The sequence below is a fragment of the Jatrophihabitans sp. genome, assembly GCA_036399055.1.
Classification (GTDB): domain Bacteria; phylum Actinomycetota; class Actinomycetes; order Mycobacteriales; family Jatrophihabitantaceae; genus Jatrophihabitans_A.
On sequence record DASWNX010000021.1, the window covers coordinates 13,032 to 39,001 of the forward strand.

The 25,970-nt window shown below is 67.3% G+C and carries 28 protein-coding genes; 13 read left to right on the forward strand and 15 right to left on the reverse strand.

What is annotated here, in order from left to right:
* Positions 1-103 precede the first annotated feature (103 nt).
* Entirely contained in the window at positions 104-442 is a 339-nt protein-coding gene (locus VGB75_08275; protein ID HEY0167022.1) for a hypothetical protein, read from the forward strand.
* A gap of 867 nt (positions 443-1,309) precedes the next feature.
* On the opposite strand, the gene VGB75_08280 is transcribed toward VGB75_08275, so the two are convergent.
* Positions 1,310-2,041 (reverse strand): DinB family protein, encoded by a 732-nt coding sequence (locus tag VGB75_08280; GenBank protein ID HEY0167023.1) that lies wholly within the window; start codon positions 2,039-2,041, stop codon positions 1,310-1,312.
* Between the two features lie 177 nt (positions 2,042-2,218).
* Positions 2,219-2,458, reverse strand: coding sequence for a hypothetical protein (locus VGB75_08285; GenBank protein ID HEY0167024.1), 240 nt, complete (start codon positions 2,456-2,458; stop codon positions 2,219-2,221).
* 146 nt (positions 2,459-2,604) lie between these two features.
* On the opposite strand from VGB75_08285, the gene VGB75_08290 reads away from it, so the two are divergent.
* The 3 genes from VGB75_08290 (at position 2,605) to VGB75_08300 (ending at position 4,729) form a co-directional block, all read left to right on the forward strand.
* Positions 2,605-3,096, forward strand: coding sequence for a hypothetical protein (locus tag VGB75_08290; GenBank protein HEY0167025.1), 492 nt, complete (start codon positions 2,605-2,607; stop codon positions 3,094-3,096).
* Positions 3,097-3,422: 326 nt separating this feature from the next.
* Positions 3,423-3,770, forward strand: coding sequence for a hypothetical protein (locus VGB75_08295; GenBank protein ID HEY0167026.1), 348 nt, complete (start codon positions 3,423-3,425; stop codon positions 3,768-3,770).
* A gap of 170 nt (positions 3,771-3,940) precedes the next feature.
* A complete protein-coding gene (locus VGB75_08300; GenBank protein ID HEY0167027.1) occupies positions 3,941-4,729 on the forward strand; it encodes a DUF2278 family protein in 789 nt (262 codons plus the stop codon).
* A gap of 102 nt (positions 4,730-4,831) precedes the next feature.
* On the opposite strand, the gene VGB75_08305 is transcribed toward VGB75_08300, so the two are convergent.
* The gene (locus VGB75_08305; protein HEY0167028.1) at positions 4,832-5,266 is read right to left on the reverse strand and encodes a VOC family protein; all 435 of its coding nucleotides are present in this window, start codon (positions 5,264-5,266) and stop codon (positions 4,832-4,834) included.
* A 385-nt stretch (positions 5,267-5,651) separates the two neighbouring features.
* On the opposite strand from VGB75_08305, the gene VGB75_08310 reads away from it, so the two are divergent.
* Positions 5,652-7,265 (forward strand): peroxidase family protein, encoded by a 1,614-nt coding sequence (locus VGB75_08310; GenBank protein HEY0167029.1) that lies wholly within the window; start codon positions 5,652-5,654, stop codon positions 7,263-7,265.
* 79 nt (positions 7,266-7,344) lie between these two features.
* Here the strand turns inward: VGB75_08310 and VGB75_08315 are convergent, their stop codons facing one another.
* A complete protein-coding gene (locus tag VGB75_08315; GenBank protein ID HEY0167030.1) occupies positions 7,345-8,442 on the reverse strand; it encodes a D-TA family PLP-dependent enzyme in 1,098 nt (365 codons plus the stop codon).
* A gap of 524 nt (positions 8,443-8,966) precedes the next feature.
* On the opposite strand from VGB75_08315, the gene VGB75_08320 reads away from it, so the two are divergent.
* Positions 8,967-9,497 (forward strand): hypothetical protein, encoded by a 531-nt coding sequence (locus VGB75_08320; protein ID HEY0167031.1) that lies wholly within the window; start codon positions 8,967-8,969, stop codon positions 9,495-9,497.
* A gap of 398 nt (positions 9,498-9,895) precedes the next feature.
* On the opposite strand, the gene VGB75_08325 is transcribed toward VGB75_08320, so the two are convergent.
* The 6 genes from VGB75_08325 to VGB75_08350 form a co-directional block, all read right to left on the reverse strand.
* Positions 9,896-10,801: a XamI family restriction endonuclease gene (locus tag VGB75_08325; protein HEY0167032.1), complete on the reverse strand. Its 906-nt coding sequence runs from the start codon at positions 10,799-10,801 to the stop codon at positions 9,896-9,898.
* A 30-nt stretch (positions 10,802-10,831) separates the two neighbouring features.
* Positions 10,832-12,061 carry a DNA cytosine methyltransferase gene (locus tag VGB75_08330; GenBank protein HEY0167033.1) on the reverse strand — a complete coding sequence of 410 codons (1,230 nt, stop codon included), beginning with the start codon at positions 12,059-12,061 and terminating at the stop codon, positions 10,832-10,834.
* Between the two features lie 247 nt (positions 12,062-12,308).
* The gene (locus VGB75_08335; protein HEY0167034.1) at positions 12,309-13,160 is read right to left on the reverse strand and encodes a hypothetical protein; all 852 of its coding nucleotides are present in this window, start codon (positions 13,158-13,160) and stop codon (positions 12,309-12,311) included.
* Complete coding sequence (locus VGB75_08340) at positions 13,157-14,218, reverse strand: ABC transporter ATP-binding protein (protein ID HEY0167035.1); 1,062 nt, start codon at positions 14,216-14,218, stop codon at positions 13,157-13,159. Before VGB75_08340 ends, VGB75_08335 begins: the two co-directional genes overlap by 4 nt.
* Entirely contained in the window at positions 14,215-15,318 is a 1,104-nt protein-coding gene (locus VGB75_08345) for a hypothetical protein (protein HEY0167036.1), read from the reverse strand. Before VGB75_08345 ends, VGB75_08340 begins: the two co-directional genes overlap by 4 nt.
* Positions 15,302-15,898: a sigma-70 family RNA polymerase sigma factor gene (locus VGB75_08350; GenBank protein HEY0167037.1), complete on the reverse strand. Its 597-nt coding sequence runs from the start codon at positions 15,896-15,898 to the stop codon at positions 15,302-15,304. Before VGB75_08350 ends, VGB75_08345 begins: the two co-directional genes overlap by 17 nt.
* A gap of 181 nt (positions 15,899-16,079) precedes the next feature.
* On the opposite strand from VGB75_08350, the gene VGB75_08355 reads away from it, so the two are divergent.
* On the forward strand, positions 16,080-16,343 hold the full coding sequence (locus VGB75_08355) for a hypothetical protein (protein ID HEY0167038.1): 264 nt from the start codon (positions 16,080-16,082) through the stop codon (positions 16,341-16,343).
* Between the two features lie 50 nt (positions 16,344-16,393).
* On the opposite strand, the gene VGB75_08360 is transcribed toward VGB75_08355, so the two are convergent.
* The 3 genes from VGB75_08360 to VGB75_08370 form a co-directional block, all read right to left on the reverse strand.
* A complete protein-coding gene (locus VGB75_08360; protein HEY0167039.1) occupies positions 16,394-17,890 on the reverse strand; it encodes an amino acid permease in 1,497 nt (498 codons plus the stop codon).
* An 86-nt stretch (positions 17,891-17,976) separates the two neighbouring features.
* The gene (locus tag VGB75_08365) at positions 17,977-18,870 is read right to left on the reverse strand and encodes a B12-binding domain-containing protein (protein HEY0167040.1); all 894 of its coding nucleotides are present in this window, start codon (positions 18,868-18,870) and stop codon (positions 17,977-17,979) included.
* 138 nt (positions 18,871-19,008) lie between these two features.
* Positions 19,009-19,755 (reverse strand): B12-binding domain-containing protein, encoded by a 747-nt coding sequence (locus VGB75_08370; GenBank protein HEY0167041.1) that lies wholly within the window; start codon positions 19,753-19,755, stop codon positions 19,009-19,011.
* Between the two features lie 213 nt (positions 19,756-19,968).
* On the opposite strand from VGB75_08370, the gene VGB75_08375 reads away from it, so the two are divergent.
* Both VGB75_08375 and VGB75_08380 read left to right on the forward strand, forming a co-directional pair.
* Entirely contained in the window at positions 19,969-20,748 is a 780-nt protein-coding gene (locus tag VGB75_08375) for an ANTAR domain-containing protein (GenBank protein ID HEY0167042.1), read from the forward strand.
* Between the two features lie 5 nt (positions 20,749-20,753).
* The gene (locus tag VGB75_08380) at positions 20,754-21,038 is read left to right on the forward strand and encodes a hypothetical protein (protein ID HEY0167043.1); all 285 of its coding nucleotides are present in this window, start codon (positions 20,754-20,756) and stop codon (positions 21,036-21,038) included.
* A gap of 95 nt (positions 21,039-21,133) precedes the next feature.
* Here VGB75_08380 and VGB75_08385 read toward each other — a convergent pair whose 3' ends face one another.
* Together VGB75_08385 and VGB75_08390 are read right to left on the reverse strand one after the other, a co-directional pair.
* Positions 21,134-21,781, reverse strand: a complete 648-nt coding sequence (locus tag VGB75_08385; protein ID HEY0167044.1) for an NAD(P)H-dependent oxidoreductase — start codon at positions 21,779-21,781, stop codon at positions 21,134-21,136.
* A 247-nt stretch (positions 21,782-22,028) separates the two neighbouring features.
* On the reverse strand, positions 22,029-22,658 hold the full coding sequence (locus VGB75_08390; GenBank protein ID HEY0167045.1) for a maleylpyruvate isomerase family mycothiol-dependent enzyme: 630 nt from the start codon (positions 22,656-22,658) through the stop codon (positions 22,029-22,031).
* A gap of 86 nt (positions 22,659-22,744) precedes the next feature.
* Between VGB75_08390 and VGB75_08395 the strand changes: the two genes are divergently transcribed.
* From VGB75_08395 to VGB75_08410, 4 genes are all read left to right on the forward strand, one after another.
* Positions 22,745-23,188 (forward strand): MarR family transcriptional regulator, encoded by a 444-nt coding sequence (locus VGB75_08395; GenBank protein HEY0167046.1) that lies wholly within the window; start codon positions 22,745-22,747, stop codon positions 23,186-23,188.
* A 121-nt stretch (positions 23,189-23,309) separates the two neighbouring features.
* Entirely contained in the window at positions 23,310-24,128 is an 819-nt protein-coding gene (locus tag VGB75_08400; protein ID HEY0167047.1) for a basic amino acid ABC transporter substrate-binding protein, read from the forward strand.
* Positions 24,129-24,192: 64 nt separating this feature from the next.
* Positions 24,193-25,056: an amino acid ABC transporter permease gene (locus VGB75_08405; GenBank protein ID HEY0167048.1), complete on the forward strand. Its 864-nt coding sequence runs from the start codon at positions 24,193-24,195 to the stop codon at positions 25,054-25,056.
* Positions 25,053-25,865, forward strand: coding sequence for an amino acid ABC transporter ATP-binding protein (locus VGB75_08410; protein HEY0167049.1), 813 nt, complete (start codon positions 25,053-25,055; stop codon positions 25,863-25,865). Before VGB75_08405 ends, VGB75_08410 begins: the two co-directional genes overlap by 4 nt.
* Positions 25,866-25,970: the final 105 nt, after the last annotated feature.

Below are 25,970 nucleotides of genomic sequence, written 5' to 3' on the forward strand. Positions count from 1 at the left end.
CACCTGCGATAAGTTACGCCTGCCTGCGCGGCGCACAGCCTGTTGAGTGTAAGCCCTCGCCGGTGGGAGAAGCCTCAGCCCAGCGCGGGGTGAACGGGGTCATGTGCAGCCGCTACCTGAGCAGGACGACGGGGACGGCGATGATGTGCCGGCCATCCAGGTGACCGGCCGGTTGACCGGCTGCACGCCGGGTACCGACAACTACGGCGAGAGCACCACGGTGGAGCAGGACGGCCACATCCTGAGCGAGTCGGGCGACCATGCCGGATCGGGCCTGGTCTCGTGCTCGAACCCGCGGGATCCACGGTCGGAACCGACCCGATCTATGCCCGCAGCGGCACCCCCGGTACACCCGGGACGGGTCCGGATCACCATGACCGTGCAGAGTTACTCCACCTCCGTCAAATTCTCCGTGACCCGCTGGGCCACCGTTCCCGGCTGACCCGGTTCACGTCAACTGCCTAGCGGGCGGGACCCCGCTGTCGAAGCGGTCGCAGGTGCGCGACCGTCTCACACCTTGTCAGCACTACCCAACCAGGCCAATGAACGCCCCGACCAGTGCAATCTTTGTGGTCGTGGGCATGGCGTTCCACTGCTGCCGCAGGTTCAGCATTTGAGTCGACCAGCCCCAGCCCGGCACCGATTGAACTGAAGTTCCACTACGGCTCGCCCTGTCCGTACCGGGCGATGGCCGCAGTGTTGCGGGCCAGCCGGACCCGCGTGCTCGAACGGTCTAATCAGTCGATTCAGGTAGGACAACTCTGCCGACAAGCCGGCTGCCGCTGCACCACACGGTATGACCTTCCGACACCTGGTATGGATTGCTCTGAGTGGGGGTGCCAACGTAAGCGCCGTCCTTATACAGGTGGCCGCCACTACACGATAATGAGGCTGCCATCGCTTCGCCCGGCAAGACCGCCATGGTCGCCGCGCACAACGCTCCGACCAGACCGCTCAGCGCGGCAATCCGACGGCTGCCAGTGCTAACTTTTGTCATCGACCAAGCCCCTTTTGTTATGTATTGATACGCCCGAATTAGGACGATACAGTCCGCGGGCCGCAGCGGCGCAAGCAGGTCAGATGCTTTACCTGCCCATACGAGGCGATGGTCCGACACTGACGCAGCCATCAACCCGAGCAAGCGGTGGTCGGAGTCTTCGCCCACTTCGAGGCCTACCGACCACGACATGCAGAGCGAGTATCTCGGCATGACCGTCACTTAGACAGTTCGCCTAGTCAAGGCTGAACACATCGAGTCCTGCCCGATCGCGGCATGAGCGGGCGCTCGTCCTGGCTGGCTCATTGTGGCTCAACGCATACGAGCGAGATCCCGTCGGATGTAGCGCAGGTGCGCCCATTCCTCCTCCAGGATCACGCGAATGCAGTCACCGACGCTGGGACGCCAGTCGCCGCCGCCCCACGGGTTCTCGCGTTCCTCGGCGAGCAATTCCGCCGTGGCCGTGGCGAGGAAGTCGGTCACCAACTGCTGTCGCTCGGCCCGCACCGCGAGGACCTCCTCGTAGGCCGGCGGGTCGGCGCGGAAGATCGACATGTCAAAGCCCATCTCGTCAGCGCCGGTGAAGATCTGACCGATCTCGGAGAACGGCTGCCGCATCCGCAGGATCCCGCCGCGGAGCCAGGCGTCGGTCGCCAGGATGAGGTGCCGCAGGGTCTGGGCCAAGGACCACTCGTCCTCGACGTGGGCGTCCACCAGGTCCGGCGGCGTGCCCGCCACCGTCGTCTGCCACGCCGACTGCACCGCGACCCAACCCTCGCGCAGGCCCGCGGGCGTCTGCGCCTTCTGCAGCTCGCGGCCCGGAAACTGCCGGTTGAGCTCGGCATCCACCAGCGGCGCCACGTCGACCCCATTGACGAAGAGGCTGCCGAAGAACAGGTCATGGCTGTCGATGTCGAGTCCGTCCACATCGACGCCGCGCATCGTCACACCGCTGACATCAGAGAATCTCAGGGTGGCGCCCTTGAAGCTCGCCTTGACGAAACTCGCGCCTTCGAACTCCTTGGTGCCGGAATAGGTCGTCATCGCCTAATCATCACCGCTGTCGAGGACAGCCGCGGGACATCGACGCCAACGGCGGCCCTAGACAGGTTCCACGGACTTGCGCCCGATACGGCCTAACCGACGTGAGGAGCGTCGGGATAGGCGAGCGCACCTCGGCATGAAAGTGCGCACATCCGCATCAACCTCGCGAACCCATGATCAGCAGGGGCAGACGCAGACCTGATTGATGTAGTCGTAGCAACAGTGCGTCCCGTCGGGTAAGTCGAAGATCTCGATGTCGACGTCCACCGGCGGGCCGGGAGGAAGGTGCGCCTGCGCGGCCTGCCGCGGCGCGAACTTCAGAGCCACCTCAGGGCCCAACGTGAGGTCGACGGTCCGTGCGAAGATCAGGGCCATCTCATGAACCCGCACGCTGATCTCCTCCGAAAGCCGACGCATTCTCACGCCATCCTCAGGCGTCAGCGGTACGCGCTTCTGTGTCCCATCCGCCATGGCTGCCATCCCTTGTGAGTCACCTTATGGTGATGCCACCATTTGCTTTCAAGTATCGACGTGACGGTCTCATTCGTTTGTACGCGAGGGGGATGGAGATGGCAATAAGCGTTGACCTGAGCGCGCCGCAATTGCGACCCGAAGCCGTCCTTCAGTTAATAGATCAGCACGCGGCCCAGCGGCCGGCGCAGAACATCCTCTTCAAGGTGAGCGAGCCCGCCTTTCGGCTTCACAGAGGCCGGCTTTCTAACATCGTCGCTGTGTCGCCGACGGAAGCGGCGCGGATGAACGCCGAGCTGGACGTGTCGGGCTCACCGACGGACTACCTGGTCTCCGGCGCAGAGTGGCGCTGCACGCAATGCCGGAGATATCTGAACTTCTTCGACATATACGAATCAGGCAAGAATCATCATGACAATGAATTCTTCAAGATCTTCCTTGGCGGCGGGGACTACCACATCCAGGTCGCTCGCGAGGCCTCTCTTTTAGAGGTGGCCTGCACCGAATGCGGGACGGTCAACGAGTTGAAAGCGCCTGTCCACTACTCCGGAACTGTCGGCGGGTCTGCTTACACCTACTTGTGAAAGTCGTCCTTGTAGGAGTCGGCGGAATCGCGGGCGCTACTCAACCATCGCCGCGAGCGTCCACCTCGTGCAGGGCGGGGCGGGTGGTGCAGAGCCGACCCGATGCTGCGTCTCGACCTCCGAATGCCCACGGCCGAGGACAGCGGGTGCGGTCGCTGGTTTAGGCCATTCGAGGTACAAGCGGAGGGCGAGATGGCAGCATCGCAAGCATGCGCAGATTCCTCGCCCTTGGAGCAGCAGCCGCCCTGGCTGCGACATCGGTAGTCGTCGCGGCCCCTGCGGGAGCCGCACCTCGAGCAGAACGCCTGAAGCTCAAGATCAACCCGGTGACCAGTCCGATCTTCATCTTCGACGCCGGAATCGCGCAAGAGAACCTGGTGCCCGCCATCCAGGTGACCGGGCTGCTGTCCGGTTGCACGCCGGGCACCGACACCTACGGTGAGAGCACCACCGTGGAGCAGGACGGCCACATCCTCTATGAGTGGGGTGGCCATCCTGGATCGGGCTTGACCTCGTGCGCGGACCCTTCAGGCTCCACGGTGGGAACCGACCCGATCTTCGCCTTCGCAGGCGCTGCCGTGCACCCAGGACGGGTCCGGATCACCATGACGGTCCGCAGCTACTCGAACTCCGCGACGGTGACTGTGACCCGCTGGGCCACCATCCCCGGCTGACCAGGCGCCTGCTGACCCCGCTCTCCACCGCGACAGCATCCCGCGGGCCACTCAGCCGAGACAGTCGATCGCTCACCCGGCCTCCCACGCGGCCAGCCGAGCGGCAACCGCGAGGTATCGCCAACCCGGTTCGGCCCTCCTTGTCGGTAAGCGCGACCCGGAGGGTTGTCATGCCACTCGACCACGGCTACGGCGTTGCCGTCGGCACATTCGCCTCATTCACCCGCGAGGACCCGAGCTCGTTCGGACACTGGTATCACGGCAAGCTGCGCATCAACACCCCCGCCGGCCAGTATGAGGCGGCCCTCGATGTCGACACCCCCGCCGGCATCGGCGTCAGCTACCGCTTGGTCACCGACCTGACCACGGCGAGCATTCCTATCCTGGCGGCGCTGGGCGAGGGTTTCACCGCCCTGGCGGCGAACCCGACCTCCGGCGCCCTGGACTACGTCCGCAGCCCGATCCTGCAGGACGGTTGGCTGGTCATCTGGCTGCGCCGGTGGCTGGTCGCGCGCCGGAAGCCTCCGCTCAACCCCGAACCGTGGGCGCCTACCGCGGTGGACAAGCTGCTGGCGCTCGTTCGCCGCTGGCCACCGCGGTTCGGGCAGCGTTCGCGGGTCGGGCTGCGTTGGCGGTGGGGGCGACGGTGGCGGCTTCCGCTGCGGTGGCGGTCCTTTGCGTGGGTGTCCAGTGACGGCGACAACGCCCTCGATGTGCTCGAACAGCGGCTTGCGCAGGCCGCCCGCATCTACATCTTGGGCGAACCCTTCACGACCGGCTTGGGTGTGCACAACGTGCACATGAACCAGGGCGACCCGGTCGGCCCACATCAGGCCGAGAACGGCGTCTGGCAGGACGGCGCGGTGATCATCCAGCTCGCCGACGGCGGGGTGACGATCTGGCAGGTGAAGTTCAACACCCAGTCGCTGATCACCAACGACCAGGGCCTTCCGGCGTAGCGCTGACAAGACGTCCGGCTGACGCAGTGACTGACCATCTCCCGGCGACCAAGTACTGCCGCAGATCGCGGTAGGAGCGGACGGACGCAGCGTCGCGGCCGGTCAGTCGAGGCAGAACTCGTTGCCCTCGACGTCCTGCATCACCAGGCACGACTCGTTGTGACCGTCGGCAAGCAGCAGTCGCACGCGCACCGCGCCGAGCGGGACCAGTCGCGCGCACTCGGCCTCAAGCGCGGCCACGCGCTCTTCACCGACTAGCCCGGTGCCGACCCGCACGTCCAGATGCAGCCGATTCTTGACGACCTTGCCTTCGGGAACCCGCTGGAAGAACAGTCGCGGGCCCGAACCTGAGGGATCGACGCAGGCGAACGCCGAACCCTGATGCTCAGGCGGCAGCGCGCGATTGAAATCGTCCCACGTGGCAAACCCCGGCGGTGGCGGCGGCACGACGTAGCCCAACACCTCACACCAGAAACGAGCGACGCGCTCCGGTTCTGCGCAATCGAAGGTGACCTGGACCTGCTTGACCGACGCCATCGCTCCACCATAGAGGCACGACCCAGCCATCGCCGACTGCATTGACACCACGTGAGCAGCGGCGCCCGAAGCAAGTAGGCCACCCCCATTGAATACGTCGCCCAACTTGATCACTCGTTGCCCGCCGACGCGTTGAATAGACAATCGATCGTCAGTCTCCGGCATTGAATCTCCGGGGTCAGCCCACGTGAAGTTGACCGGGTTGTCCCGGCGCGTGAGGGAGCGGTCAAACTGAAGTGGCACCCCGACTTGCGCGCAGTAGCAGCATTCCCAGCAACCGCGTTCGCTGCTAGATTCGTTGGATCGCGTACGACGAATGGACCCTGCGATGACAACCGTCGTTCTTCACTCCGGCGACACTAAGCAGACGTGATAGCCGCGAACCATGACCACCGATTTGGTCGCCGACGCCGAGCGTTTTCTGATGGGATCGGACGGCTGGCGCAACGGCAGCCAGCTGTACGCCATAACGCATTTCCCTGAGCTGTGGCGGTTCGTCCGCCAGACGCCCGGGCTGAACGCACTGATGAACTCGCTGATCATCGACCAGATGGTCTACAAGATGAAGACCCGGCCTGAGGCGTTGAGCACGATGGCGCCCTACACCAGCTGGGACTCACTGACCGACCGGACCTACAGCGAACGGCATCTGCCGCCGGACCCCGCACTGCAGACCCGGTTGCCGGCGACCGCCGACGTCGTCGAGCTGTTCCGTGCTCGCCCGAGCGGGCACACACTGTCACCGAAGTCCACACTGCTGTTTCCGCACTTCGCGCAGTGGTTCGTCGACGGATTCCTGCGCACCGACCCGCAGAACCCGCTGAGGAACACGAGCACCCACGACATCGACCTATCGCAGCTGTACGGGCAGCACCAGGATGTCACCGACCTGCTCCGCACCCGCCGCGGCGGCGAACTCAAGAGCCAGCTGATCCGCGAGCAGGAGTTCCCCCCTTACTACATGGGCCAAGACGGCCGCCCGAAGCCGGAATTCGCCGGACTACCGATCACGTTTCCCGGCAGCGACCGCAAGGCCGTGTCCACCAGCGATCTCGACCCGGTCCAACGGCAGTCGTTATTCGCACTCGGTATAGCCCGCGGGAACATCCACTACGGATTCGTGATGATGAGCACCGTCTGGCTGCGTGAGCACAACCGGCTCGCCCGGCAGCTCGCCGCCACCCATCCCGCCTGGGACGACGAGCGCATCTTCCAGACCGTCCGCAACGTGCTCATCGTGCTGCTGTTGAAGATCGTCGTGCAGGACTACATCAACCACATCACCCCTTTCTGGTTCAAGCTGTTCGTCCGGCCCGGCATCGGCGTGCGGGAGAAGTGGTACCGGCAGAACTGGATGAGCATCGAGTTCGACCTCCTCTACCGCTGGCACTCACTCGTGCCGCCGGAGATCACCGTCGGCGGCGTCCGCCGCCCTACAGCCGACGTCCGCTGGCACTCTGAGATCGTTCCCGACCATGGCGTGGCAGCCCTGTTCGACGAGGCATCCCGGCAGCCCGCCGGCGAGATCGGCTTGCTGAACACCGCGGACTTCCTCCTCCCCGTCGAGGAGAAGACAATCAACATCGGCAGGTCCGCGCAGCTCGCCGCCTTCAACGACTACCGGGCCGCCTGCGGGTACCCTCGCTACACCACGTTCGGCGAGTTCAGCACCCGACCCGACATCGTCGGCGCGCTCGCCGGCGCCTATCACACCGCCGACGACGTCGAGCTCTACACCGGCCTGTTCGCCGAGGACGTCCGCAGCAACGCCGCACTCCCCACCCTGATGGGCACCATGGTCGCGGTAGACGCGTTCTCCCAGGCGCTGACCAACCCGTTACTCGCGCCCGGCGTGTACACCGAGGACACGTTCTCGCCAGAGGGAATGCGCGCCATCGCCGGCACAAACACGCTCGCCGACCTCGTCGCCCGCAACGTCACCGGCGAGCCGACCGCCCCGCGCGTCTCGTTCACTCAGCTGAACTGGGCGCCTCAATGAGCCTTCCCGTCTTTGGCGTCCCCACCCCAGCCGACCTGACTGACCAGCTCACGAGAAAGAACGCAGGCCACGTGGGTCGCTAACTGTTCTTGCCGCGAGCCGCCACGGCCCACCGGTCGACGAGCTGTCCCCCGCTGACGACGGCGACGTCGTCGACGAGGTTCATCGTCACGCACACATGGTTGGGGACCACCCGAAGCCGCTCTCCGAGCGCCGGCAGCGGGCTCCCCTCAGGCCAGACAACGGTGGCGTGGTGCTCCGACAGCGCGGTGATCCGGGCGTCAGGGTGGTCGATCAGGCGGCCGTGGCCGGTCGCCCAGGCCGATCGATCAGTGCCGAGCACCTTGCTCCCGGAGTCGAGGACCAGGCGCCGGGGAGATCCGCGGCCGGTGTCGGTGCGGCTGACGACCGTGGCGGCGACCGTCAGGGCGATGTCATCCCACGTGCATCGCCCCAGCTCCAGTTGTTGCGCGTCGCAGAACACGTAGACGCCCGGGCGAACCTCGGTCGCCACCGAAGAGCCGGTCAGTGTCGCTGTCGGGGTCGAGCCGCCGCTGCGCCGGCTCACGTTGTGGCCAGCGGCCGTCAAAAGCTCGGCAGCCTCAGCGAGCGCTGCCTGCTCTTGCTCGACCGCCTGCTGAGGCATCCCCGGCGCGTAACTGTGACCCGGGAAGGTGAAGACCCCTTCAACCAGCAGCCCCGCCCGGTGCGCGGCCTGGGCCACCTCCACTGCCAAACCTGGGGAAACACCGCTGCGGTGGTGTCCGCTGTCAACCTCCACGAGCACGGCGATCTCACCGGCGGCGCCGTTCAAGGCAGCGCCCATGGTCTGCGCGCCTTCCACCGAGTCGAGTCCCACGGAAACTCGCGCCTTGGCGCTGAGCCGGCGCAGCCGCTCTGCCTGCGGCCGCGTGAGCCACAGCGGGTAGGCGATGAACAGGTCGTCCACCCCGTGGTCGGCGAACACCTCTGCCTCACCGATCGTGGCCACCGTGAGACCGGCAGCGCCGGCTGCCAGTTGCCGGTCGGCGATCTGGAGCACCTTGTGCGTCTTGGCATGCGGGCGCAACCGCAGGCTCGTCTCTCGCACGTGGGCCGCCATACGGGTGATGTTGCGCTCGAGCACGTCCTGATCGATGACGACCTGAGGAGTGGGGATGTCTTCGACAGCGCTCATCTGGCTCCCCTACGTGGCCCCCTCTGCGGGCGCATATGCCCGAGAACCCTATCGGTCGGACGCCGGATGTGGCTGGGTCTGACCCGAGCGTGCATTCAGCGGCAGGACACTGCGCGCTATGCCTAGATCACTGGTCCTTAAGCGTGAAGGACAGCGCCGCCAGCTCCCAAATCAATGTCACCCACGCGGCTCAGGCGAGGTTGCTCCGCGTCAGCGGCACCCGCTCAGGAACGGGAAGGCGTCACGGGCCGCGCCCCGTCGGACTTCTTAATACAACTCAGATTTCGTGGATCGGAATCGTGAAAACCTCACTTAAAAGCAGCCGTTGACCCCTAAGCCGGCTATCAAATACCCTCTTTCATATGCGGTAAACCGGCCGGAATCGGGGACACATGAAAAAGCGCATTTTGCTAGGCATAGGAATCTCAGTGGGCCTGTTGCTCATTACCGAGGCTAGCGCTGCCGGGCCAGTGCGCGGTCCGGGTCAGCCGGCGCCGACCCACGACGCTGACAAGAAGGCAACCGTGGACGACAACGCCGCCGTACCGGGCGCGGACATCGACTGGGCTCTCCAAGAGGTGATCGGGCGGGTAGCCACCGCGGCAGACAAAGTCGGGGCAACCGATCCGGCGTACACCGTCAGCGTCGTAGACGTGCGCAACGCCCGCTTACAGATCTACCGCAAGTCAGTGACGACTGATGCCTTCGACCTTTCCAAATACCGAGTTCTCGCCCCTGCTGGGGTGTCGATCGAGTTCGAGGCCGCCGCCTTGAGCGCGACCGAGATCAAGCACCTGAGTGATTTAATTTGGGCGCTGTCGCCCGAGTTCAAGGCTGCCGGTGTCAAACTCCAGAGCTGGGGGCCGGACTACGCCAACGGTATGCATGTCCTCTACACATCAAACACCCCGGAGCTACCCCGGCACCTGGTCGAGAGCCTGGAGATCTACGGGCTCGGCACGGTGACCTTTCAAGTGGGGGCGGTACAGAGCCTGGCAAATCGACAAGCAGACACCTCCCCTTTTGCGGGTGGTGCTCGGATCCACGGGACCTAACCGAGACGGCGGAACGAGCCCCGCTCAGTGCACGTCCAACTTTGCCGCCAAGAGCACCGGGAACGGTCAATATTACGAGATGACGGCTTGGCATTGTTATAAGCCGACCGACAAGAGGTTCTGGGGCTGAACTCGAACGATCAATACGCCACTGCCGTGGGACTGATTTCAGCGACCGATATAACGGAATGGACGCCATGTCCGTCCTGGGTCAAGAGCGACTCGCAATGCGCCAGGATTGTACTTTTCACTGATATCGTGCCCGGGCACATTCCCTCGTGTTGTCAACTTTTCATGATTGTTGGTTTAGAGCAACGGCAAGAGCTACGGCTGGGAGCAGGCTGCCGCTTAGCCTGGTTGGGCGGGTAGCCCGCAGTCACAGGTCCACACTCTGGCTGTCAGGGGCGCGTGGCTGTCACGAACTCGCCCAACGGCGAGAGATCGTGTTCCCAGAAGATCGAGACACCTCGGTCCTGCGCCGTTCGCAGGCATGCAAGATCAAACACCCCTGCAAGGACGACGCCGGTCAAGGTGTCCTGGCCAAAATGACTTCGCCAGCCCTCGGCCTTGCCGCCAACTTCACGGTTGACACGCTTCCAGCCGTTCTTCGGCCCGTTGGACACCTTGCATTCGACTGCGAACAGCCGCTTGTCGTGGAGGCGGGAGGGGACGTCGCACTTCGCTGCAGCCACCCGCCGCTCCCGCGTGTAGGTACCGGGTGCTAGATCGTCAATGAAACGGATCGGACCGCGCGTTCCGTCGAATGACATGCCCGCGTCAGCGAGCGTCTGAGCAGTCAACGCCTCTTGACGAAGTGATGCCTCACCGCGTCGCTGCGTGCCCAACTGCTGGGCCGCCCATAGCACCGAAGTCGCGAGGACGGCAGCTTCGCGCTCGGATGGCGCGGGGTCGCGATTCTCAGTCAACCACGGGAAGCGGACAGGGTCGATGACAATGCGGATAGCCTCCGCCGTCTCTTCCGCCAAGTCCGGCGGTACGCGCTTGAACTTCGGACCTCCCACTAGTGTCCACAGGTCCTCTTGGCTGATAGGCGGCCCGCAAATATACCTCGCGGCCTGCCACGCGTCGGGATCTTGGGTGAAGACTGCGCCCGTCAGGTTGCGCATGTTGTCCGAGGCGTCGAAGACGTATTCCACACGCGGACGAAGAGCGGTATAGACGCGCTGGAATGCGAGTGGACCTTCCTCGCGGCGCTGAGTCGTGAACAACTGCTCCCCGACGTCCCGAGCTTTCTTAAGTTCCTGGTCACTCCAGAAGGGAGGTGCTGCCGATGCTCGTGCCATGCGGTGAGTGTCGCACCACCCGGCCGGCGATCAGGCGGTCGCAGATCCCCGCGTGTCGGTCGTCTTTGGTATAAGGCGGACTCTAAGCGACCCGTTGACACGGTGTTCGGCCTCCGTATACCGCACCCGCTTCAATAACTCGGGTGGCCACGGTGGTGTAGTGGGCCGCTCCAAAGCAGGGCCGCGCCGTAGCGCCGACAACACCATTCCGCCCACTACTTCGGCTACATCGACCTGAACGGCGTTACCGATCTGCTTGAACAGCGAGGCGGCAGTGCCCTGGAAGGACCACTCACTCGGAAATCCCTGAATTGCGGCGCATTCGCGCCACCCCAGGCGACGCATCTCCTCCCCCGGCAACCGGACCCAGTCAGGGGTGCTTGCTGCCCGGATCGTCCGCGCCGGAAGTGACAAGTCCGCAAGGAAGCTGTCCTGCCGGTAACCCCAATGCCCGCTGGGACGGTTGTTCATGACCTTGCCGGCAGTCTTGATCCCAGTGCCCGGCGTCAATGCTCGGAGTTGATCTGCTCGCGCACCTGAGGGATAGACGACCTCGGAAGGATCTGCGGGCGGCAAGGACGAGAGCGCCTCACCCAGTGTCACCCACGGCTTGCGTCCGTCGCGCGCGGCCTTGTCGTGCGTAGGCTGCGGGAACAGTGGCAGTTCGTAGTCACTCGTCGCGACGATAAACAGACGGACTCGACGCTGCGCCGCGCCGTAGTCTGCTGCATTAAGGGTGGCAACGCGGCTCGCGTAGCCGATGTCGGCCAGATCCTGCTGGATGCTGCGCAGGACCTCGCCCGGAGCACCGCTGGGACCGACAGCCGTGACAAGCCCTCGGACGTTCTCTAAGAGGACGAAGCGGGGGCGCACTTCGTCTACCAACCGCAACATGTGCGCAATAAGTTGCCCACGCGGGTCGTTCAGGCCCTTTTGATGCCCCGCCGATGACCATGGCTGACACGGCGGGCCTCCAGCTAGAAGGTCGGGGCGCCACTTCCCGCCGCTCCGCGCGGGACGTAGGTCAGAGGCCGAGAGTGTCGAGACATCCGCATTGATCAAGTGCGTGTTCTGGAGGTGATTCGCCGTACGCCCAAGGACAGGGATCTCACGAGCACGACTCTCACGTAGGGTCTCCATGCTGTCCGGCGCCAGGTCCGTGGCGATGACGACGTCCCATCCAGCCCGCTCTAGGCCAATGTCGAGGCCACCCGCCCCGCTAAATAGAGAGATCGCTTTAGGCCCGGCAACGGACGTCATCTTGTCCTCACCACGCGGTCTCACTGGTCGTTGAGACGTTCCGTCCACTCACAAGATGGAGTCTTGCGCACGGGTCTGACGTTTCGGCGCGGCGACACGGCTGATCCACCCGATCAGCCATCGATGGCTATCTGCATCCTTGCACCTCGCCTAGGTGGGGGCTCGCGGGCGAGCATCGCCGCCACATTGGGAGTCATTATGGGCACCCTGAGCCCAGTTTTGGAGGCTCGCCGTGATCGATGGGCAGTCACAGGTCCTTGCGCGTGAAGGACGTCGCCGCCAAACCCCACACCATCGCCACCCACACCGCGGCCCACGCAAGGTAGCCGAGCGTCAACGGCGCCGCGCTCAGAAATGGAAAGGCTTGGCCGTCCGAGCCGCCGAACACGGCCAGCGCGGACGGGTCCTGAAAGGCGTTCATCGCCCCGCGCCACAGGCCGTCGGTGGGCAGCAGCATCCGCGACACGGTGCCGACGCGGGCGACGGCCTCGTTGCCCAGCGACGCGCCCACGCCGCCCACCACCCCGGCCACCCAGGTCGTGCAGAACAGCCCGACCGCGACCACCCCCGAGGCCATCGGCGAGATGGCTGTTGAGAGCAGCACGGCCAGGGTGAGCAGCACGGTGGTCTGCGCGGCCAGCAGCGCCAGAGCGGCCACCGGCTGCGGCGGCCAGTAGTCCACCGTCGCCCGGACCACCAGGCACTGGGCCAGGCCCGCGAGCACGACGAAGCCGCTGCCGAAGGCCACCAGGCCCAGCCACTTGCCCAGCAGGAACGTCGACCGTCGGATCGGGCGGGCCAGCACGGCCAGCGCGATGCCCGACTCCGTCTCACCCGACAGCGTCGGCCCCGCGAGGAAGGCGGTGCCCAGCGCCGCGATGAGGCTGTAGCCGAACATCACCAGGTTGAGCACGATGGAGGCCGTCAGCCGGGCCTCACCGCTGGTGAGCGCGCTGCCGCCGGACTCCGCCGCCAGGCGCGAGAACCCCCAGCCGCTCAGCGCCAGCAGCACGACGGTGAGCGCCGCCAGGGCGAACAACACCCGCCGGCGGGCCGCCTCGCGCAGGGTGAGCGCGGCGATGGTCAGCACGGTCGTCATCGCTTCCCCTCCGATCGGGCGTCCACTTCTGACCGCGCGTCGGCGCCGGCCCGCAGGATGCCGAGCAGGCGCTCCTCCAAGGTGATCCGCGCCGGCTCGACCGCGTGCACCCGCGCTCCCAGGACGGCCAGGTCCCGCACCAGGTCAGGCACGGCCGCCGTGTCATCGTCGGCCGGCAGCGCCACGGTGAACCAGTCGCCGGCCCGCTCGAGTTTTCCGGCCGCGGCCAGCCGCTCCCGCGCCGCGGCGGAGACGCCGGTCAGGTGCAGCCGGAGCTCGCGCTGGCCCAGCAGCTCGGCGAGGGTGCCCGACGCCGCGACCCGTCCCCGGTCGAGGATGACCACCCGGTCACACACCCGCTCGACCTCGCCGATCAGGTGCGAGTTCAGCAGCACCGCCACGCCCCGGGACTTCAGCTCCAGCACGATGTCACGCACGTCGACGCGGCCCAGCGGGTCCAGGGCGCTGGTCGGCTCGTCCAGCACGACCAGCTCAGGCCCGGCCACCAGGGCGACCGCCAGCCCGAGGCGCTGCTGCATCCCCTTGGAGAAGCCGCCCACCCGGTCGCCGGCGCGCTCGGCCAGGCCCACCAGCGCCAGGCACTCGCGCTGCTCGCGCGCGCTCACCTCGATCCCGGACAGCCGGACGTGCAGGGCCATCACCTCGGCCGCGCTCAGCCACGGCTGGTACCGGAAGAGCTCGGGCAGGTAACCGACACGGGCGCGGGCGGCCGGGTCGGCGGCGGGCCGCCCGAGCAGCATCACCTCTCCGGCGTCGGGGCGGACCAGGCCCAGCAGCATCTTGATCACCGAGGTCTTGCCCGCCCCGTTCGGGCCGAGCAGCCCGACCACATCGCCGCGGCCGACCTCCAGCGACACGTCCTCGACGGCCTGGCGCTTGCCGTAGCGCTTGCGCAGGCCCGAGCACCAGACGGCCGGCGCCTGCGGCAGGTCGGCGACCAGCCGCGCCGCCTCGCGCTGCGCGGCGTCAGTGCCGACCGCGGGGTCAGTGCCGACCGCGGTGCCAGTGCCGACCGCGGCGCCAGAGGCGGCCGTCACTTCAGGCCCCGGGCGATCGACAGGACCTCGTCGGTGTCCAGCGAGCCGGCCACCGCGGTCACCGCGCCGTCGGCCACCCACACCACGGCCGCGAGCGCCCGGTTGCGGGTCTGCAGCACGGTGGCCGGCACGCCGTTCACCTGGGACGGCTTGGTGGTGACCTCGTCAGCGGGCACCGGCAGCGGGAGGGTGGAGCCGTCGGCGGTGAACGCGCGTAGCTGCTCGGCGACCCGGTCGGGCAGCCCGGGCAGCGACAGCAGGTAGTCGCGCACCACCTCGAAGGCGACGCCGGACGAGGTCGCCGTGGGCGCGACGGCGCGGCCCACGATGAGGGCGGGAGCGCCCGCCGAGGACTTCCAGGTCTGGGCCACCCCCGGGCCGGCTGTCAGCCGCACCGAGCTGCCGTCCAGGCCGGGCGGCACAGGCGGCAAGGCCGTCCCCGCCTCGTCAGCGGCACGGGCGGCGCGCTCGGCCGAGAAGGTGAAGGTGGCATTCATCTTGCGGCCCACCTGGTAGACCGGCTCACCCCTGACGCCGCGGGGCAGGTCGGTCACCTCCGGCACGTCCAGGCCGCTTTCGGCTGCCGCGGCCGCCGCGTCGGCGACCTCGTGCACGTCCGGCTCGCTCGTCATCGCGAGCGTGCCGTACGCGCTCAGGTCGGGCAGCGCGATGAGGTCGGCGGCGCTGAGGTTGAGCGGGGCGATCTGCTCGGTGCGGAAGATCTGCAGCCAGTCGTTGGCCGCGGCCGTGCCGGCGCCTGCGAAGACCACGGCCACGGCCAGGGCCGCGACGACCGGGCGGCGCAGGAGTTCCCGCCACCGTCCGGCACGGGCCTGCGCAGGGGGCCGGGCCGGCGCGGGAGCCCGCTCGGGCGCGGCGGCGGGCAGGGCAGTCGACAGCCGCCGCCAGGCCGCGGCCATGTCGAGGTCCCCGGCGCTCTCGCCGGCCAGCGCCGCGCCGACCAGGGTGGCGTCGGAGCGGGTGGCGGCCAGCGCGTCGAGGCACTGCGGGCAGCCGGCGACGTGCCGGCGGTCGGCGTCACTCACCCCGGCCGGCTCGTCGAGCAGCCGGCGCAGCGCGCCTTCAGTCAGATGACCCATGACGGTTCAACTCCTTGCGCAAAGCGGATTCGGCGCGCCGCACGGTGGTGCCGACGCTGCCGGGGGACATGTCGAGCGCCGCGGCGAGGTCGGCGTAGCTCAGGCCGCTGTGCCGCAGCACCAGGGCCATGGCCTGCTTGCGGGGCAGCCGGCCCAGCGCCGCACGCACCCGGCCGCGCTCCTCCAGCGTCACCACCGCCTCGGCCACGTCGGACACGACGGCGTGCTCCGCCGCGGCGGCGATCTCCTCCCGCGACGTCCGACGACGCCCCGAGCGGAGCAGGTTCAGCGCGGTGTGGGCGGCGGCGACGACGAGCCAGCCGGAGGCTTGGTCGGCCGCCACCGAGGAGCGGTTGAAGGACAGGAAGACCTCCTGCGCGACGTCTTCGGCCTGGTCACGCGAGCCCAGCACCCGGGCGGCCACGCCGACGACCTGCTGGTAGTCGCGGCGAAAGACCTCGTCCAGGTCGGCGCGCACGGCGCCGCGGGCCGAACCCGACACCGCCACCCGCTCCGTCCTCTCGTCCCGCCCCTTCGCCGCTACGGCGATCGCTTCGGGGGCCGCACCGCGGGCCGCCATGACGGCCGCGCCTGCCGCTCCCCCACGCCGAATCAGGTCCATGTCTCTACAGCACCGCCGGGCTCAAGAATGTGACATCCAGCGGACACAGTGTCCCCCGAACGAGGCCAACGCAGAGCTCGGACGCGTCCGGCCGGACGTCCTGTCTTGTCCCATCCCATAAAGAGCAGCGCCCACTGGGGTGTATGTGCCCCAGCAACTCGTATTAGGGCACTCGGCGAAGCTACTGGCGCTGCTGCCATCGCGTCCGATCTTCTCCTCCGAAGACGCTGTCGCAGCCCTCCCCGCTCCGCGAAGCAGCGTCTTCGCCGCCATCAACCGCCTGCGCGACGCCGGCGTGCTGCGTGCGCTCACTGATCGAAAACGCGACCAGGTGTGGGGGGCAAGCCTGATCCTCGCTGAGTTGGACGACTTGGGCGTCCGGATCGCGCAAGCAAGCACCTGACACGACCTTGCGCGCGATCGCGGCGCCGACTGGAGGTCAGCCGCGCGGGCTCACTCGTGGGTTCGGCCGGCTGCCAGGCCCGCCTGCTCCGGATCGGCAGAGCGCGTGTTCGGCGACAGCCGGGCATGGCGATAGCCGTAACCCAGGTAGATGACCAGGCCGAGCGCGAGCCACACCGCGAACCTGAGCCAGGTGGCGATGGTCAGATTCAGCATCAGGTAGAGGCAGGCCAGCACGGACAGAATGGGGATGAACGGCGACCACGGCACCCGGAAGGGCCGATTGATCCCGGCTTCGCTCCGGCGCAGGATCGGGATCGCCGCTGACACGATGAGGAACGCGAACAGGGTCCCGATGCTGACCAGGTTGGCGAGGGCTTCCAGCGGGACGAAGCCGCTGAGGGCGGCCACCAGGACCGTCACCACCGCAGTGATGCGCACCGGGGTTCCGAATCTGGGGTGGATGGCGGCCACCGACTTGGGCAGCAAACCGTCGCGGGCCATCGCGAAGCCGATCCGGCCCATGGTGATGATGCAGACCAGGATGACCGAGGTCAGGCCGCAGACGGCGGCGATCGAGATGAGGGTGCCGGCCCAGCTGGCCCCTACGGCGTCGAACGCCGAGGCCAGGGGCGAGCCCTCGCTGAGCTCGCCGTAGCTCACCATCCCGGTGACCACCGCCGAGACGCCGATGTAGAGGGCGGTGGCGATGGCGAGTGTCCCGAACAGCCCCAGCGGCAGGTCCCGGGACGGCTTGCGGGTCTCCTCGCTCATGTTGGCGACTGCCTCGAAACCGCTGTAGGCGAAGAACACCACAGCCGCCGCGGTGAGGATCCCCCCGATGCCGAACGCCTCCGGGGGCAGCCCGAACACCGCCTGCGCCACCGTCCGCTCCGCCCCTTTGGGGGAGGTTGCCGGGCCGGCGGACCCCGGCACGAACGGGCTCCAGTTACTCAGCTTCACGAAGAACGCGCCGGCCACGATGATGAACAGGCAGACCGCCACCTTGACCACCACCAGCGCGTTGGTCACCCTGGCCGACTCCCTGATGCCCAGTGCGGCGATGACGCCGAGCACGACGGTGATCGCCATCGCGCCGACATTGACCGTCGCGTCCTCACCGAAGATCGAAGTCGGCAGCGAGAAGAGGTTCTGCAGGTACCCCGACCACCCCCGGGCGACCACCGCGGCGCCGAGGGCGAATTCCAGCACGATGTCCCAGCCGATGATCCACGCGACCAGTTCGCCGATGCTGACGTAGGCGTAGCTGTAGGCGCTGCCGGCGGTGGGGACTCCGGAAGCGAGCTCGGCGTAGCAGAGCGCGGCCAGCAGGCTCACGACGCCCGCGATCAGGAACGAGATGACCACCGCCGGGCCGGCGTGGTTCTTCGCCTCGACACCGGTGAGCGTGAAGATGCCGGTGCCGATCACCACGCCGACTCCCAAGCCGGTCAGGTCCACCGCCCCCAGCCGTTTTCGCAGGCCCGTGCCCTCGTCGGCGCCCTGGGACAGCAGATCCTCAACCCGCTTCTTGCGCAACAAGTCCATGACTCACGCTAACTCGCGTCGCGCGATCTCCGAAAACAGGCGCGCCCGCCCTGACCCGTGTCGCCACGACGCCGCGGCCCTGCCGCTCAGCCCAGTGCGCGGTCGATCAGCTCGCAGGCGTCCTGCAGCCGGGTGCCCAGGTAGACGCCGGGCAGGTTGCGGCGGCTGCGCGGGGACGTGAACGCGTTGCCGGCGTAGAACACCTTGACGCCCAGGACATTGGCGGCGTGCAGGGACTGGATGGCGCGAGCGCGGCCGGAGCTGAGGTGCGAGACGATGACCGCCGCCCCGGCGTGGGTCGCGTGGATCGCGGTCTCAAGGGCGGGCACAGCGGTTTTCGCCCCGAGCAGGCGAACGGTCCACTGCTGGTAGCGAAGCAACGTCGCCAGCGCCTCCAAGCCGATGGTGTGCAGATCGGTCGGCCCGCACGCCAGGACGATCGTCGTCGGCCGGGCAGGCGCGGGGGCATAGGCGGTCAGGGCCTCCAGCCAGGCCCGCGCCGCCTCGGTCGCGAGGTGCTCCTGTTCGACGTCGCAGCGTCCGGTCTGCCACCACAGCCCGATCTGCTGCATCGCCGGCAACAGCACGTCGTCTAGGCAGGGCCCCAGGCCAAGGGCGCCTTGAGCCCGGGTGAGGTGCTGGCGCACCGCGAGGGGATCAGAGCGCTCAGACGCGGCGAGCACGTCGGCGACGAACTCGCTGGCAGTGCCGGTGAGCTGGAGCAACTCGCGCACCGACTGGGCGGCCAGGCTTGCCCGTTTGCCCCGGGCGATCTCATCGCGCATCAGCCTGAGTCCGTGCAACTCCGCCGCGGAGTACCGGCGGTGCTTGCCCACACCTCGGACTACCTCCGGCATGTTGTACCGCAGTTCCCAGGAGCGCAGGGTCGGCATGGGGACGCCGAGCTGGCGTGCCGCCTCGGCGATCGGCACGCCGGGAAACTCGTTGCGCGGCTGCTCGCGACCGCTGGCAGCCACCATCAGTCGAAACCTGGCATGGCTGCCGGACCGTGCTGCGGGTGGCCGCTGGGTGTGCTGCTCATCGGTGTTTCCGTCGAGAGGGGAACCGGCGCATGAGGTGGAAGCCCGCCGGCCCCCAAAGCTTCGCACGCGGATCTGTCAGCGTCTATCAGCGTGCTCGGGCGGCGTGCCGGGGTCGGGCAGGGCAGCGACCCCCTTGAGCTTTGCCGTGTCCGTCCTGAGCCGAGATCTGAGGATGAGCGACGAGGCGTCTTGCAGCCGGGTTCCCAGATAGGTCCCGGGGAGGTCGCGTCGCAGTCTGGCGGTGGCGAACGCCTCCCCGGCGTAGAACAGCTCCGGCACCCAGGCCTCAGCCGAGCGAAGTGACTCAGCAGCGCGGTCATGGTTGACCCGCAGGTGCGACACGATCACCACAGCCGCGGGACGGCTGGCTCGGACCGCGGTCATGAGCGTGCGAGTGGACACCCGAGCCCCGAGCAGGCGACAGCCCTGCCCCTGGTAGCGGAGCAGGATCGCCAGGGCTTCCAAGCCCAGGCTGTGCCGGTCAGTCGGCCCGCACGCCAGGACGACAGGTGGGCCTGGATCGGGCGCGGGCGCCAGGACCTCATGACTCTGCAGCCAGGCCCGCGCGCATTCAGTGGCCAGCCGCTCCTTCTCGATCCCGCACTGGCCCCTCTGCCACAAGATTCCGATAGCGCGCATCCCAGGCAGCAGAACGTCATCGAGGCACGTGCCCAGCCCGCACGCTTGGGTGGCCTGCTCGAGTTCACAGCGCATCGCCGCCGGATCGTCGCGCTCGAACGCGGACAGGAACCGGAGAGCGAACTCGGCGGCAGGAGCGGCCGGGTCGGCGCTGTGCATGCGCTCGGGCTGCGAGAGACCCATCTAACGCGCCTGGCCGCGGCGGCCGACGGAGGGCAGCACGGCGGGCAGACAGAACATGAGTTTCCTCTCAGCTGACTCGGTCTGCTCATCCTCACGAGCCTGTGACGGCCGCGGCAAGGAGCCGACCGCGCAAGAACCACATTGCATAGTCTCCAACCGGCTCCGGGCGGTCGTTTCGAGAGAGCATTCAAGGAACCACACCCGGAGGCCCGCATGAGCGTTCAATCCGCCCCCTTTCTGACGCACCGCCCGTCCGCCCACTCAGAGCAGGGCCTGGGGCCGATCCTGCAGGCCCTCGACGGCCTCGTCGCTTCTGCCGAGCCCGCGGTTGTGTTCACCAGCGTCACCCGGCTGTGCGTGCCGTCGCTGTGCGATGCCGCCACGGTCGCCGTCATGACTGCCGAGCACGCGTACAAGACCGCCTGGCCGTGGAACGGCGCCCACCACGAGGATCCCGCTCTCCTCAGGCAGGCGATGGCGGGCAAGCAGGTGGTCAGCCACAACGCGGTGCTCACGCCGATACTCGGCAGGAGCATCGAAGGCGTCCCCGACTACCGGGGTGTTCTGACGATGGCCTTTCACACCTTGAGCCCCAGCGCCCACCACGGTGTGCTCGCCCAACTCGTCGTCGAGCGTGCGATGGCCGTGATCGAGCGTGAGCGCCTGGCCGAGATCCTGGCAGCCCGACAGGCCCAGGCCGACAATCTTCGCATCGCGTTGACGACCAACCGGTGCATCGGCACCGCTATCGGAATCCTGATGGCCAATCACAAGCTGACCAGCGAGGCCGCCTTCGACCTGCTGCGTCGAGTCAGCCAGCACAGCAACCGCAAGATGCACGATCTCGCCATCGACGTCATCGACACCGGCGCGCTCACGTTGCCCGCCGGCGTCACAGCGACACCGTCTCTGCCCAGCTCCCCCGACGAGTCGCCGTCAGCGCTCACCCGGCCCAGGCCACGCCCGTTTCCGCTTTGCACGCCGAGGCCGTGACACCCATGCCTGTCACAGCGCGGCGACGCTGGCACGCCGACATCGCCACCCGGCTGCAGGCCGGTGACCTGGCCGCCCTGATGGAGCTCTACGACGCGACCTCGGCCACCGTCTACGCCTACGCCTTGCGGGCGCTCAGCTCGTGCGACGACGCCTGCCAGGCCACCCGAAACGCCTATCTCACCGTGTGGCAGGCCCCGCAGATCCTCAGCGACGTCCGGGTGCCGGTCGAGGTCAGGTTGGCCTCCCTCATCCGGGCGACCCCGGCTCTGACCTACGCCACCGCGTAGGCCTGTACCTCAATCTCTTTTCCTCAACAGTGAAAACCCTGATCACCGAATCTAACGGCAGGATTCCTGCCTGGATCGGGGAGCAAGCTGAGCTGCTACGCCAGTGTGTACGCGCCGGCGAGGTCATCGGCCAGCGAACAGGCCGCCTGCTTGGCTGATTCGATCGCGGCGGCGCACACGGTGGGTGATTGGTCCATCGGCTGCGCGTTCACGCAGTGAAAGTCGACGATGCCCACGAATCCGAATATCTGTCGCAGATATGACTCCTCGGCGTCAAAGGAATGCATCGGACTGCCCAGCGAGTAATCTCCGCCTCGGCTCGTGACGCACACCATCCGCTTGCCGTGCACCAGGCCGACCGGCACGCCGTGCTCGTTATAGCCGAACAGGTAGCGGGGCTGCACGATGGCGTCGATGTAGTACTTGAGCGCGTACGGAATGCTGAAGTTCCACATCGGCGCGGTGATCAGGTACACGTCGGCGGCCAGGAACTCCTCGATCAGCGTCTCGATGTGCGCCCAGGACTCGGCATGGTCGGGATCGATGGGCCGGCCCACCATCAACCGGTACTTCGAGTCCATGTTCTGACCGTCGACCGGAGGCAGGTCCTCGGCGAACAGGTCCCGGGTGCGCACCTCGGACTCCGGGCGCTTGCTGTGCAGGCGCTCCAGAAACGCGTTGGAGATCTGCAGCGTGCGCGACCGGGCGGCTCGTGGCGTGGCGATGATGTGCAGGAGCTTCATGTGCGACTCACCCTTCCAGCGAATCTCCACATCCGGTCACGTGCGGGTCGCGACGCGTGCCGGGTGCACGACCCCCGTGGCCGTGTCGAGACAGCGAAACGTTATAGGTTACAAGCGTTTCCTGTCCCCCGGGCTGTACACACCAAGAGCTGATGGAGCTCCCCAAGATACCTGGGACAAATGCGCCCAATGGTTGGGAAACATGGCAGAAATCGGTGCTCACCGCCGGTGGAGTCAGAGGATCTGATCAGTTAGACAGCGATGGGACTCCGGGACCGTTCAGAGAGTCGACAACGGTCGAGGCCCGCCCGGTGAGAAGGAGCAGAAGGGACAAGGCGGAGCCGGCCACCTCGGGTCCGGCTCCGACGGTCCAGTCAGTGTCGGTCGCCGTCAACCTCAGCCCGGCAAGGCGGCGCCTGGCGTTGAACGGCCACCCCATGGCCCAGACCCGCTCCAGACCCTCACGGCTGAACGCGGCCGGAACGGCGAACTCGCGCCCCAGCGGTATGGCGATGTCCTGACTGTGCACGATGGCGTCAAAGAGGCAGTTCCGCGCGTCTAGGACTCTGGCGACGTGCCGCTCGCTCGCGTGCTCGCGGATGGCGCCGACAATCTGGTCCGCGGGCCGGCTACCGTGACGCAGTGCCACGACGGTGTTGATGCGGTTCGGGTTGAACCCGGCGCGCGGCCCGACGCGCATCATCGACCACGTCGTGATCGTCGGGACCGACGACAAGTGGCCCGCCACGTCGCGCACGCGCCACCCTCGGCATAGGGACGGGGCATCCCACTCCGCCACAGTCAGGGAGTCCAGCAGATCGGCGACGCCTAGGCGCACCGTGCGAACCGCGGCCCAGTAAGCCTGCTCATCCGTCATCGCAAAACCTTCAATCGCACGAACTCCAGCGCTGCGTGGACACCGTGATATTAGTCCGAATTTCGGACTGATGCAATGATGTCACGGTGGCCGACAATGATGCTGCCGAGCTGAATCTCGGACTCTTGATGTTCATCCCGTACCGCTACCTGGAGTCGGCCGTGATGGCTGCCCTCAAGTCGCACGGCCATGACATCCCCCTAAACCAGGCCCGGGTGTTCCAGCGAATCGGCCCGGGGGGCACCCGGCTGGCTGACCTCGCCGAGGCCGCCCAAATCAGCAAGCAGACACTGGGCTCCATCGTCGACCAGCTCGAACGAGCCGGCTACGTCGAGCGGATCGCCGACCCCACCGACGCCCGCGCCCGGCTGGTGACCATGACGACCAGGGGGCGGGAGCTCGTCGAGCTGAGCGCCCCCGTGGTGCGTGCTGTGGAGGCCAGCTGGGAGGCCCACTTGGGTAAGACCCGGAGCAGGCAGCTTAGGCAAGCCCTGATCGCGCTGCGTGAGATAACCGACCCCTACAGTTAGGCCAGCCTCGCAGAGTTCTCGACTGCGCGAGGACAAGTGCGCAGACATCTGGCAGGCCTGCTAACAGAAAGCGCCTCTTGATGCGAGGATGGCCCTTTCCTACGCACCCTGGGAGCATTTCATGCACCGTACGTTCATGGCGCGCGCGGCCACCGCCGCCTGCGCGCTCGTCCTGCTCGCCGGCTGCGGAGGCGGCGACGACGAGGCCACCGACGCCGGAAAGTCCAGCGGCGCCAGCAGCAGCATCAAGTTGATCAAGGCAGGCGAGCTGACGACCTGCACGCACCTGCCCTACCCGCCGTTCCAGTCCGCAGAAGGCGGCAAGGTGGTCGGCTTCGACGTCGACCTCATCGACCTGGTCGCCAAGGACATCGGCGCCAAGCAGGCCATCTTCGACACCCCGTTCGAGAACATCAAGACCGGCGCCGCCCTCAACGCCGGTCAATGCGACGTCGCGGCGGCCGGCATGACGATCACCGAAGAGCGCAAGAAGAACCTCGACTTCTCCGAGCCGTACTTCGACGCCACCCAGGCGTTGCTGGCCAAGAAGGGGTCGGGCATCACCTCGCTCGATTCGGCCAAGGGCAAGAAGGTCGGCTCGCAGGCCTCCACCACCGGCGAGGACTACGTCAAGGAGCACGGCGCTGACCCGGTCTCCTTCGAGACCTCCGACGCCGAGCTCAACGGCCTTCGCAGCGGCCAGGTGGACGTGATCGTGCAGGACCTGCCGGTGGTCAACGGCTGGCTCAAGGATCCAGCCAACGCCGACTTCGAGATCGTGGCCAACCTCGACACCGGCGAGCAGTACGGCTTCGCCGTGAAGAAGGACGGCAACGACGAGCTGCTCGCCAAGATCAACGCCGCTCTTGCTAAGGCCAAGAGCGACGGCACCTATGACACCCTCTACACCAAGTGGATCGGCGCCAAGCCGGCTAGCTGAGAAGACCTCGTCCTGGCGGGCCCGGCGGGCGCGCACCAGCCTGGAAGAGCCCAGCCACGAACGGATGCCCATGGCCACCAGCACCTCAAGCGCCGAGACCACGCCTGCCAGCACCGCAGGCGTGCGCCGATCACGGCTGACCCGCCGGCAGCGCCGGCGGGTCAGCCTGGGCGTCCAGTACGCGTTGTTCGTGGCGGTCCTGGTCATCGTGGCCTTGGTGGCCGACTGGGAGACGCTGCGGCAGAACTTCGCCCGCGGCGAGATCGCCCGGGAGATGTTCCCCGGAGTGCTCACGGTGGCGTTGAAGAACACCGTGATCTACACCCTGACCGGCTTCGCCGGCGGGTTGCTGCTCGGCGTGCTGCTCGCCCTGATGCGGCTGTCGTCGGTGCCGCCCTACCGCTGGCTCGCGGCGGCCTACATCGAGGTCTTCCGCGGGCTGCCGGCGCTGCTCATCTTCATCTTCGTGGGCGTCGGAGTGCCGCTGGCGTTCCCCGGGACCAAGATCCCGGGCGGCACCGTCGGCAAGGTCGCGCTGGCGCTGGCGCTGGTGTCAGCGGCCTACATGGCCGAGACCGTGCGCGCCGGAATCCAAGCCGTGCCCCGCGGCCAGCGAGAGGCAGCCCGGTCACTGGGCATGTCCAGCGGCCGGGCGATGGTCAGCATCGTCATCCCGCAGGCCTTTCGCATCATCGTGCCACCGCTGACCAACGAGCTGGTGCTGCTGTTCAAGGACAGCAGCCTGGTGCTCTTTCTCGGCGTGCAGCTCGGTGACCGCGAGCTCACCAAGTTCGGCCGGGACCTGGCCAGCACCAAGGCCAACATCACCCCGATCCTGATCGCGGGCCTGTGCTATCTGATCATCACCATTCCCCTGAGCTACCTCGCACGACGGCTCGAGGCCCGCAACGCGAAGGCGAACGCATGAGTCTCGACCCGATCACCGACGGCGCCGAAGCCGGCCGTAGCCGTCAGGACGCAGCGATCGACGTCCGCGCCCTGCACAAATCCTTCGGCGCCAACCACGTCCTGCGCGGCATCGACTTTCACGTCGCGCGCGGCGAGGTGGTGTGCGTCATCGGGCCCTCCGGCTCGGGCAAGTCCACGCTGCTGCGCTGCATCAACCTGCTCGAAGAGCCGCAGTCCGGCGAGGTCTACGTCGGCGGTGTGGAGATCACCGACCCCGATGTCGACATCGACGCGGTCCGGCGCCGGATCGGCATGGTCTTCCAGTCGTTCAACCTGTTTCCGCACCTGACCGTGCTTGAGAACCTCACCATCGCCCAGCGCCGGGTGCTGCGCCGGCCCAAGGCCCAAGCCGAGCAACTGGCCCACGCCAACCTCGCGAAAGTCGGGCTGTCGGACAAGGCGAACGCCTACCCGGCGCAGCTGTCGGGCGGCCAGCAACAGCGTGCGGCGATCGCGCGCTCGCTGTCGATGGGCCCGGACGTGATGCTGTTCGACGAGCCGACCTCGGCCCTGGACCCCGAGCTGGTCGGTGACGTGCTGGCGGTGATGCGCGACCTCGCGGCCGAGGGCATGACCATGATGGTGGTGACGCACGAGATGAGCTTCGCCCGCGAAGTCGCGCACCGGGTGGTGTTCATGGACGGCGGGGTCGTGGTCGAGGAAGGCAGCCCGGAGCAGGTGATCGCCGCCCCGCAGCACGAGCGCACCCGATCGTTTTTGGCCCGCGTGCTCGATCCGGCCGCGGCCAAGGGGCCCATCGAGAGCTAACCGTGCCTGGCTGGGCTGCCGGTTACTGCATTGGGGCAATGCTTATCCCACGAAACTTGCGTCCAACGAGGCTTGCGTCCAGCGACGCTTGCGTCAGCGAGGCTT

Coding starts and splice junctions, on each gene's coding strand:
- VGB75_08280 (HEY0167023.1), bottom strand. CDS start 2,041: ATGACGACCTATTCCGGCACCAAGGAGTTCGAAGGCGCGAGTTTCGTC.
- VGB75_08285 (HEY0167024.1), bottom strand. CDS start 2,458: ATGCGTCGGCTTTCGGAGGAGATCAGCGTGCGGGTTCATGAGATGGCC.
- VGB75_08290 (HEY0167025.1), top strand. CDS start 2,605: ATGGAGATGGCAATAAGCGTTGACCTGAGCGCGCCGCAATTGCGACCC.
- VGB75_08300 (HEY0167027.1), top strand. CDS start 3,941: ATGCCACTCGACCACGGCTACGGCGTTGCCGTCGGCACATTCGCCTCA.
- VGB75_08305 (HEY0167028.1), bottom strand. CDS start 5,266: ATGGCGTCGGTCAAGCAGGTCCAGGTCACCTTCGATTGCGCAGAACCG.
- VGB75_08310 (HEY0167029.1), top strand. CDS start 5,652: ATGACCACCGATTTGGTCGCCGACGCCGAGCGTTTTCTGATGGGATCG.
- VGB75_08315 (HEY0167030.1), bottom strand. CDS start 8,442: ATGAGCGCTGTCGAAGACATCCCCACTCCTCAGGTCGTCATCGATCAG.
- VGB75_08325 (HEY0167032.1), bottom strand. CDS start 10,801: ATGGCACGAGCATCGGCAGCACCTCCCTTCTGGAGTGACCAGGAACTT.
- VGB75_08330 (HEY0167033.1), bottom strand. CDS start 12,061: ATGACGTCCGTTGCCGGGCCTAAAGCGATCTCTCTATTTAGCGGGGCG.
- VGB75_08335 (HEY0167034.1), bottom strand. CDS start 13,160: ATGACGACCGTGCTGACCATCGCCGCGCTCACCCTGCGCGAGGCGGCC.
- VGB75_08345 (HEY0167036.1), bottom strand. CDS start 15,318: ATGGGTCATCTGACTGAAGGCGCGCTGCGCCGGCTGCTCGACGAGCCG.
- VGB75_08350 (HEY0167037.1), bottom strand. CDS start 15,898: ATGGCGGCCCGCGGTGCGGCCCCCGAAGCGATCGCCGTAGCGGCGAAG.
- VGB75_08360 (HEY0167039.1), bottom strand. CDS start 17,890: ATGGACTTGTTGCGCAAGAAGCGGGTTGAGGATCTGCTGTCCCAGGGC.
- VGB75_08365 (HEY0167040.1), bottom strand. CDS start 18,870: ATGGTGGCTGCCAGCGGTCGCGAGCAGCCGCGCAACGAGTTTCCCGGC.
- VGB75_08370 (HEY0167041.1), bottom strand. CDS start 19,755: ATGGGTCTCTCGCAGCCCGAGCGCATGCACAGCGCCGACCCGGCCGCT.
- VGB75_08375 (HEY0167042.1), top strand. CDS start 19,969: ATGAGCGTTCAATCCGCCCCCTTTCTGACGCACCGCCCGTCCGCCCAC.
- VGB75_08380 (HEY0167043.1), top strand. CDS start 20,754: ATGCCTGTCACAGCGCGGCGACGCTGGCACGCCGACATCGCCACCCGG.
- VGB75_08385 (HEY0167044.1), bottom strand. CDS start 21,781: ATGAAGCTCCTGCACATCATCGCCACGCCACGAGCCGCCCGGTCGCGC.
- VGB75_08390 (HEY0167045.1), bottom strand. CDS start 22,658: ATGACGGATGAGCAGGCTTACTGGGCCGCGGTTCGCACGGTGCGCCTA.
- VGB75_08400 (HEY0167047.1), top strand. CDS start 23,310: ATGCACCGTACGTTCATGGCGCGCGCGGCCACCGCCGCCTGCGCGCTC.
- VGB75_08405 (HEY0167048.1), top strand. CDS start 24,193: ATGCCCATGGCCACCAGCACCTCAAGCGCCGAGACCACGCCTGCCAGC.
- VGB75_08410 (HEY0167049.1), top strand. CDS start 25,053: ATGAGTCTCGACCCGATCACCGACGGCGCCGAAGCCGGCCGTAGCCGT.